The organism is Vibrio sp. Vb1337, from assembly GCF_033338715.1.
Taxonomy (GTDB): Bacteria; Pseudomonadota; Gammaproteobacteria; order Enterobacterales; family Vibrionaceae; genus Vibrio; species Vibrio alginolyticus.
Genome location: NZ_JAWOTD010000187.1, coordinates 1 through 1,167, shown reverse-complemented (window position 1 = coordinate 1,167; position 1,167 = coordinate 1). Strand labels below are relative to the sequence as shown.

The window sequence follows — 1,167 nt, the reverse complement described above, 5'->3', positions numbered from 1 at the left end:
AATTTTATTCGGGTCGTAGAACACGTCTTTGTCGATATCAAGCCATTGGCGCAGTCGGTCACCACTTGGATCATTCCAAGGTATCGAAGTGCTGTGGACTTTTGTTCCTGGCGCTTGGCCAATAATCAGAATGCGTGCGTTTTTACCGGCTTGAACCACAGGGTTGGCTCCGAGAGGTAAACTCTCAGCGCAGATCTGGCACGCGCGCACTTGTTGGAGTAGATTCTCTAGAGACATCGGTCTTTAATACCCCTTTTCGAAATCCACTTGATTGTTTAATGAGAAACCATCGCGCCAAAGTCGGTAATTGTCGGCAAAAATGTCGACCACCTGTTCAGGAAAGCTCAATGCGGCAATGTGTGGCGTGATGGTCACTTGCGGTAACTTCCAAAACGGATGCGCTGGTGGCAATGGTTCTTGCTCAAACACGTCCAAGAAAGCGTGTTCTACCCAGCGATTCTTGATGGCGAGCAACAAGCTGGCTTCATCCAACACATCTCCTCTACCTACATTGAATAATAAAGCTTGGTTGAGATGTTGAAGTGTTTCACGGTTGAGCAAGGCACGAGTATTAGGTGTACTCGGTAATGTATTAACGACAATATCTGCCTTTCTTAAAGCATTTGCTAGTTCATTGATGTGGAAGGTTTGTGCAAATTCATCATTGGCTGTTGGAATTCCTGTGCGATTAATACCAATCGTGTTAATCCCCATCGCCTGGGCCGTTTGTGCTAGGCATTTCCCAATGCTACCCGTACCGAGAATCACCATGGTTTTGCTTTGCAGTGATGTGTAGAGATGCGGTTGCCACTGTTTGTTTTGTTGTTGCTGGTGGTAGTGCATAAAATGACGATAGTGGCTGATGCAATATCCGAGGACGTACTCTGCGATTAGCGGACCAAACACGCCACGCACATTCGTCAGCGTATAGTCTTGGCGAAATTCTGGGGTAATGAGCGCATTTACGCCCGCATAGGTAGATTGTACCCACTCAAGTTGTGAAAATTCGTCTAATCTTTGTGAGAGTAAAGGAGGATCGGCAAGAACAATGTGTGCCTCTTGCGGCTTGTCCGTAATGTTCAGGTCGGGCAGATTTTTCTCCGCCAATAACGTTTCGTAGGTGTCGCGATGCTCAGAGAGCAGGAAAAGCTGATTTGGATGCTGCGT

Annotated in this window: 2 protein-coding genes; both read right to left on the bottom strand. The window is 47.1% G+C overall.

Features of this window, described 5'->3' with window-relative positions:
• On the bottom strand, positions 1-237 hold a 237-nt coding region (locus tag R7E42_RS24910), incomplete at its 3' end, for a uracil-DNA glycosylase family protein (RefSeq protein ID WP_411978985.1).
• 6 nt (positions 238-243) lie between these two features.
• On the bottom strand, positions 244-1,167 hold a 924-nt coding region (locus R7E42_RS24905), incomplete at its 5' end, for a D-2-hydroxyacid dehydrogenase (RefSeq protein WP_318073222.1).